Source organism: Corallococcus terminator (assembly GCF_003611635.1).
Lineage (GTDB): Bacteria > Myxococcota > Myxococcia > Myxococcales > Myxococcaceae > Corallococcus > Corallococcus terminator.
In genome coordinates, this window is record NZ_RAVZ01000433.1 from 1 (window position 1) to 6936 (window position 6936).

General features: G+C 69.6%; 5 protein-coding genes and 1 pseudogene. 1 reads left to right on the forward strand and 5 read right to left on the reverse strand.

Annotated features, from left to right (window positions below):
• The 3 genes and pseudogenes from D7V88_RS37145 to D7V88_RS37155 all read right to left on the reverse strand — a co-directional run.
• Window positions 1-388, reverse strand: a pseudogene (locus D7V88_RS37145) (hypothetical protein); the annotation flags it as partial.
• Window positions 389-624: 236 nt separating this feature from the next.
• Window positions 625-951 carry a hypothetical protein gene (locus D7V88_RS37150; protein ID WP_208726701.1) on the reverse strand — a complete coding sequence of 109 codons (327 nt, stop codon included), beginning with the start codon at window positions 949-951 and terminating at the stop codon, window positions 625-627.
• A 50-nt stretch (window positions 952-1001) separates the two neighbouring features.
• Window positions 1002-2693, reverse strand: a complete 1692-nt coding sequence (locus D7V88_RS37155) for a DUF4394 domain-containing protein (RefSeq protein ID WP_120545306.1) — start codon at window positions 2691-2693, stop codon at window positions 1002-1004.
• A 287-nt stretch (window positions 2694-2980) separates the two neighbouring features.
• On the opposite strand from D7V88_RS37155, the gene D7V88_RS37160 reads away from it, so the two are divergent.
• Window positions 2981-3514 (forward strand): SHOCT domain-containing protein, encoded by a 534-nt coding sequence (locus D7V88_RS37160; RefSeq protein WP_120545307.1) that lies wholly within the window; start codon window positions 2981-2983, stop codon window positions 3512-3514.
• A gap of 92 nt (window positions 3515-3606) precedes the next feature.
• Here D7V88_RS37160 and D7V88_RS37165 read toward each other — a convergent pair whose 3' ends face one another.
• Both D7V88_RS37165 and D7V88_RS37170 read right to left on the reverse strand, forming a co-directional pair.
• Window positions 3607-5700, reverse strand: a complete 2094-nt coding sequence (locus D7V88_RS37165; protein WP_120545308.1) for a PQQ-dependent sugar dehydrogenase — start codon at window positions 5698-5700, stop codon at window positions 3607-3609.
• Between the two features lie 253 nt (window positions 5701-5953).
• Window positions 5954-6936 (reverse strand): YncE family protein (locus D7V88_RS37170; protein WP_120545309.1); only part of this gene is annotated, 983 nt, incomplete at its 5' end.

Consider the following 6936-nt stretch of genomic DNA (forward strand, 5'->3'; position numbering starts at 1 on the left):
GGTGAAGCGCGGGCTGGGGTGCGCCTGGCTCCCGCTCATGCTTCGTGTTCGGCGACCTCGGCGGCGTCCGGGCTGGGCTGGCCTCGGGGGCGCTGCCGTCGTGGCGCACCGGGGACGCGGTGCTCTGGATGGCCACGCCCTCCATGGTGGCGAAGGTGCGGAAGGCCCACGAGCCCAGGTTGAACCACGGCGGGCTGGACAGCCTGCCCTTCACGGCGACATCCACCACGCCCGCCACCGCGAAGCTCATCGCCGCCAGCGAGCCCAGGTCCACGTGTCCCTGGGTGGCCCGCAGCAGGTCCACGTTGATGCCCTTGAAGAACTGGCTGGCCGCGCGCGCCCCTCCGCACACCGCTTCGGCGGTGCTCGGTGGGGCGCGAGGATGCATGGGATGACTGGTCAGGTAGGCTCTCAGCCTACCCACTGGCCACGTTTCTTCTGACGGCCTCCGCCCTGAGCCGACCGCCGCACCCACTTCTCCGGCGTGCGATCCGCTTGGCCGACCCAGCTACGAACAGCTTGGCCGACCCAACTGCGATCCATTACCCCGGCCCGTTACAGCTTGCTCCCGAGACGGTCAAAGGCTGGAGGACTCCATTCGACCGGAGGGGACGACAGGCGAGTTCATCCATGCGGGCCTGGTGCCGCGGTGTCTGGCCGGCGTGGCAACCGTGAGAGGCCGCCGCGCCCTGGCGCGAAGACTCGCTTCAGCTCCGCGTTGGCCACCGCCGCCACCCACAGGTGCATAGCGACCTTGAAGCGCGGGCCGGCATGGACATCCGAAAGCAGGTTCAACAAGGGTTCGACGCGCCGCTGCCGCTCCGGCAGTTGCTGGCGGAAGACGTGCTCGGCCTCGGCCGCGACCAGGACCGCGCGCGTGGGGAAGTGGTGCTGGCCGGCACCGCGCGACACCCCGGCCCGCTGCGCTGCCCCTGGGACCGCCTTCTTCACATACCCCCGGTCGGGTCCACACCTTCGGACCCGACCGGGAACGTCCTGCCTCAGTAAACGACGGCGATGTCGCGCAGCTCGGGGCCGGAGGCGCCACCGATGGAGGCTATCTCCGCGGTGGTCGCGGTCCTCGGGAAGAACGTGGCCGCGCCGGTCAGCAGATTGACCTGGTACAGGACATGGGGACCACTGTTCGCCGTGCGTCCCGCCACCAGCGGCAGGCCATTGTCACCGCCGGCGATGTCGAAGCCCGCCGCGCCGACGAACGTCACGCCCAGCGCGCCCACGTTGACCAGCGTGCCGTTGTTGGGCGGGTTCTGCTGGGCCAGCACGTTGCTGTTGCGCTCCAGGTCGAACAGCGCTGTCGCGGTGGTGCCCATCACGCTGTTCGTGTACGCCGCGCCGAAGACGACCGCGGCCGGTGAGCGGTTGATGTCGCCGTCCGTGGTGGTGGCGCCAGTGTCCACGTTGATGCGCAGGTTCTGCCCCGTGTCGCTCACCACGCGCAGGCGGTCCGCCACCGGGTTGAAGTCGATGACGAACTGAGTCCCCGACAAGGCGGTGAAGGGCGCCGTGAGATCGGCGGGGTCCGCGCTCAGCGTGGACTTCGCGGTGACCGCGCCCGTCTGCGGATCCACCGTGTAGAGCTTCCCGGCGGAGGAAAGGGCATACATCTTCCGGTCCGCCGGACGCACGTCGATGCCGAGCAGCGTCTCCCCTCCTGGCACGCCCGTCAGGGCCACCGTCGCCGTCAGCGTGTTGGGCGCGGAGACCGCGGCCCGCACGAGCCGGCTGTCCGTGGTGAGGCCGTAGACCGCGGCCCCGGACGCCTGCTTCAGGGCCAGGCCCTTGAGGGCCTCCGTCGTTCCGATGGCCGCCAATTCCGTGGCCGCCCCCGCCGTGTTCTCCGGGGCGATGCGGTACAGGCGCTGCGTGCCGCCCACCGTCAGCGCGGCGTAGCCCACGTTGGTGCGTGCGTCGATGTCATAGCCATTCACCCCGGAGGCATCCACACCCAGCGGCGCCGGAGCGGAGAGCGTGCCGTTGTTCGGCGGATCCTGGAGGTAGACGGTGTCCGTCGCCGCATCCAGCACGAAGAGGCGGGTGCTGGCCGTCTCCGGGAAGGAGTTGGTGTAGCCCGCGCCCGTCACCTTCGCGCCGCTGTTGCCGCCGTTGATGGCGCCGTCGGTGGTGGTGGCGCCGGTGTCCACGTTGATGCGCAGGTTCTGCCCGTCGTCGCCCACCACGCGCAGGCGGTCCGCCACCGGATTGAAGTCCACGGCGAAGTCGGTGCCCGACAGCGCGGTGAACGGGTTGTCGTCTCCCGCCATGGCGGCCAGGGTGGACTTCAGGGTGGCGACGCCGGTGTCCGGCGCCAGCGTGACGATGCGCCCCGCGCTCGTGAGGCCATAGAGCTGCGAGTCCGCGGGGCGGTAGTCGATGCCCAGCAGCGACTCGCCCGAGCCCAGGCCCGTCACGTCGACGGAGCCCACCAGGGTGCCCGGCGTCGCGCGATCGAAGGACACGAGCTTGTTCGAAGCGGTCAGGGCGATGACTTCACCCACCATGACCGGGGTCGACCCTCCGTCGGTGCCAGCATCCGTGCCGGTGCCGGCATCCACGCCGGTGCCCGCATCAGGCGGGGGCGTGGGGTTGTTGTCGTCGTCATCTCCGCAGGCCGTGAGCATGAGGGCGGTGGCGAGCGCGGCGAGGATCCTGCTCTGATTCCTGATGAGTGACATGGGCTCCCGGGTGGCTGTACCGAATCGGCGTTCGTGGGGCCTTACGCGGGGGCTCCGGAACTGGATTCAATCCCCTGTCGAAGCCCCTCCATCCGTTCACCAGTCAAACCTGCGCGCAGCTCACGGGTGCACGACACCCAAGAGGGCAAGGGGCACCTCCGCGCGTCACCTTCGGGCGGAACTGGAGGGCGACATCCCTGGGGCGGAGTAGGCTTCCCGCTCGGTATTACTGCGGCAGCGCCCGGTGCGGGGATGCGCGGGTGGCGTGCCTTGCGAGGTGAGGTGTGATGATGGAGGAAGACGTCCTCGGGGCGGTGTTGGTGGGCAGTTGGGGCCTGGTCATCCTCGGGGCCCTCTGGTTCTGCGGGCACCTGATTCAGCAGCATCGGAAGCGCGTCTGGCTGCGCCAGCATGGTTTGCCGGCGGAGGCCACGGTGCTGCGGCTCCAGGACACCTGGATCCGCATCAACCGCAGTCGGGTCTTCGACTTCCTGCTCGAGGTGAGGCTGCCCGGTCACGCGCCGTATCAAGTCCGCTTACGGAGCCGGTGGAACGACTGGAACGTGCGGGTGATGGACGTGGGCCTGCGGCTGAAGGTCAAGCTCGACCCGAATGACCTTCAGAAACTCGTCGTCATGGGGCCCGTCGTCCCGCAGGACCTGGGCAAGCTCTTGAGCGGCCTGGGTGCGTTGGGATTGGCCGCTCCTGCGCCGGGGGATCCGGTGAAGGGCCTGGCGGACCTCCAGCGGATGGCGGACGAAGGGCTCGTCACCCCGGAGGAATACGCGCGCAAGAAGGCGGAGATCCTCGACCGGCTCTGAGCCGCGGGCCACGCAGAGCGTGGACGGCGGCACCGGCCCTGAAGGCGCGTGGGAAGTTCGCGCCTCCAGGGCCTCGGGGCCTGGGATGCTGCCTACTGCCCCAACACGACGCGGAAGATCTTCTCGTTGCTGTTGTTGGGGACGCTGTCCTTGTCGCCCTGGTTGGTGGTGGTCATCCACAGGTTGCCGTCAGGGGTCGGCTCGACGGTGCGCAGCCGGCCGTAGGTGCCGACGAAGAACTGCTGCACGTTGGTCAGGTTGGAGCCGCTGATGACCTCGCGGTAGAGGCGGGAGCCTCGGGCGCAGGCCACGTAGAGGACGTCGCGGACCACCGCGATGCCGGAGCAGGAGCCCTCCGCCGTGGAGTAGGTCTGCTTCGGGGCGATGTACCCGGCCGTCGCGCAGCCCGAACCGCCCTGGGACACCGTGCCCTCACAGTTCGGCCAGCCGTAGTTGCCGCCCTTCTGGATGAGGTTGGTTTCGTCCATCACGGAGTTGCCGAACTCCTGCTCCCAGAGCTGGCCCTGGGAGTCGAAGGCCAGCCCCTGCGGATTGCGGTGGCCGTAGCTCCACACGTAGTTGCCGAAGGGGTTGTCGGACGGGATGGTGCCGTCGGCATTGAGGCGCAACACCTTGCCAGCCAGGTTGTTGATGTCCTGCGCATAGGCGCTGTTCTGGGCATCCCCGGTCGACGCGTAGAGCTTCCCGTCCGGACCAAAGCGAAGGCGCCCGCCGTTGTGGAACTTGTTGCGACCGATGCCCTGGAGCAGCACCTGGAGCGACGCGGTGTTGAGCGCCCCGTTCTCATACCGCAGACGCACGATGCGGTTGTCGGTGGGGGAGGTGTGCATCACGTACAGCCAGCGGTCGGTGGCGAAGGTGGGGGAGAGGACCAGCCCCATCAGCCCGCCCTCGCCGTCGGTGCTCTGCACGTTGGGGACGGTTCCCACCGACGTCTTCACGCCCGTCGCCGGGTCCAGGCGCACGATGTTCTGCGCATCCCTGCGGCCATAGAGCACCGTGCCGTCCGGCAGGTTCACCAGGCCCCACGGGATGTCCGTGTCGGTGGCGACCTGGGTGACGGAGCAGACGGCGTTCGTGCAGGCCTGGCCGGTGGTGACCGTCGCCCCCGCGCTCTGGGCGGACGCGTTGCCCTGGGCGTCGCGGGCGAGCACGGCATAGGAATACGTCGTGTTCGCGGTGAGGCCGCTGTCGACGAAGGACGTGCCGGGCGGTGAGCCGGGCACCGTCGCGATCTGCACGCCCCCCCGGAACACGACGTAGGCGCTCACGCCCAGGTTGTCGGTGGACGCGGTCCAGCTCACGGTCACGCTGGTGCCCAGCGCGGTGGCGGTGACGCCGGTCGGGATGCTGGGGGGCTGGGTGTCCACCTGGCACGGCGGCGGGGTGATGGAGAGCGTGGCGCTGCCTTGAGAGACATTGCCCGCCGCGTCCCGCGCATTCACATACAGGCCCCAGGTCGCGCCGGGGACCACCGTCAGCCCGGTGGACACCGTGGCGCCGGAGACGGACTTCATGAGCTGGCCGTCGTGGTAGACGTCATAGAAGGCGACGCCCTGGTTGTCCGTGGACGGCGACCACGTGAGCGTGGCGGAGTTGCACGTCACGTTGGACAGGGTGAGCCCCGTGGGCACGGTGGGGGCCTGGGTGTCGGCCGGGAACGACCACTGCTGGTTCGTCTGGCCATTGCAATTCCAGACATTCACCAGCGAGCTGTTGGCGGTAGCCTGACCGGACACGTCGAGGCACAGCGAGGATGCCGTGTGGACCACCGCGCCGCTGGCATTGCGGACCCACCGCTGGTTCGCGGCCCCGGTGCAGGCGCCGATGACCGCGCTGGCTCCGGCGCTGGCGGTCGCGGGCTGGACGCACCAGGCGCCGTCGAACACGCGCAGCTCGCCCTCGGGCGTGAACAGGAACCGCTGGTTCGCCTGCCCGTGGCAGTCGTAGATGTGGAGCACCTGCCCCGCCGTCTGGCTGTTCTGGGCCACGTCGAGGCAGCGGCCGGACTGCGTGCCGATGAGCCGGGTGCCCGCGGTCACCGCGGCGGTCTGCGTCTGGGGTTCGGGGTCGGTCTCCGCCTTGCCTCCACAGGCGACGACGGTGATGAAGAGTACGGCCAGTCCCGTGCGGCGAACGCCGACGGGCAGATGATGGACATGCATTGAGAGGCTCCTTGGCAGGACGCCTCCTTCCCGGGATTCCGGGTCTGGCTCAAGCAAACTTCGTGGGCCTGCATGGGCGGGTGTTGAACGCCGGGCATCAGGCCCACGCGCCAGGTCGTACCCCTCGCCGGGTTCCCGCAACGGGTCCGCACCTTTTCGTCAGGAGCGGATTCGGCTTGAAGCGGCAGGTTGCTCCGCAGGGAGGAGGCGGGAATCGAACCCGCAGGCAAGCCTGCTCGCCGTCTACCGGGCCTCAACGCGTGCCAATCGTGCCCTCCAGCTTTCCCGTCGCCGCGTCGAACACGTCCAGCCGCATCCCGTTCGGCAGGTACACCCGGCCTCCATGGACCCAGAGGGCCGAAGGCCCCATGCCCACCGTTTCGTGGGGCAGCGGCACGTCCCAGGCGATGGCGCCGGTGCGCAGGTCGCGCCGGACGAGCCGCGCGCCGCCCTGGTCCATCTCATAGAGGATGTAGACGGCGTCGCGGGTGATTTCCCCCAGCCTGGGCGGGGTGTCGCGCAGCAGCAGCGGGTCCTTGTCCGCGACGACGCCGTGCCACAGGGGCTTCCTGTTGCCGGGCTCGTACACCGCCACCAGGGGCACCTGGGTGCCCGGCCACCGCGTGCCCATGGACAGGGTGTAGCCCTGCGAACGGAAGAGGTAGCGCGTGGAGAAGCCGCGGATGTCGGAGGGCGGATAGCTGGAGCGCACGCAGCGCGTGGGGTGCTCCGGAGGGCGGCTCATGTCGCACGTCTCGGGGCTCAGCGGCGGGGTGGCGCAGCCGGGCGGGGACCGGAGCGCGGGCTTCGCGGTGGCCGTGCGCGTGTCGAAGAGCAGGTGCTTGTGGTCGATGACCTCCACCCAGACCGAGTGCGTGTCCCCCGGCGGGATGCACAGCCGGCGCGGCGAGTCCGACAGCGGCACCTGCCCCAGCCGCTTCCCCGTCGCCAGCTCCAGCAGGTTCACCGCGCGTTGCTCGCTCGACACCAGCATGCCGTTCTGGGCGATGACCTTCGTGCGGCTCGATGCGTCCGGTCCCTCCGAGGGCAGGCTCTCCCAGAGCTTCTGGAACGTCTTGCCGTCGAACGCGGCGATGAGGTCCGCGTTGTTGGCGCCACCGAAGCGGCGCACGTGCCCGACGATGTCGTCCGTGCCGTCCCCATTCACATCCACGAACACCGGCGCGTCGTGCTCCATCCACTGCATGCGCTCCGGCGGGGGCGCGGGTGGGGGGA